The sequence below is a fragment of the Jeotgalibacillus sp. ET6 genome, assembly GCF_029667115.1.
Lineage (GTDB): Bacteria > Bacillota > Bacilli > Bacillales > Jeotgalibacillaceae > Jeotgalibacillus.
The window spans coordinates 1-311 of record NZ_JARUIU010000032.1; the positions used below are offsets into that span (position 1 = coordinate 1).

A 311-nucleotide genomic window follows, 5' to 3' on the forward strand; every position below is an offset into this window, starting at 1 on the left:
GAAGAACGGGCTCAGCAGCTGTTCTTTTTTCACTTTCATCAATGCCCAGGAATAAGATGGAGACTTTTCCTTCCTCGGTGAGCTCTGTGTTCTCATAGACATCCACATCACGGACGTTAGCAGTTTCAATAAGAGCCATAACGAGTTTAAGAGGATTTACTTCTGCATCTCCATGTGTCATCAAAGCGGCAGGCTTTTCAAATCCAAATCGCTATTTTATACGTTCTTTATCATAAAACTCTACTTCAAACCCATGCTTATTCATCATTTCACATTCCTTTTCCAGCTTCTGGACGTCCGTTTCGTCACTT

1 pseudogene is annotated in these 311 nt (G+C 41.5%); it reads right to left on the reverse strand.

Annotated elements, in window-relative coordinates:
* Positions 1-181: pseudogene (locus P6709_RS19785) on the reverse strand (hypothetical protein); the annotation flags it as partial.
* Positions 182-311: the final 130 nt, after the last annotated feature.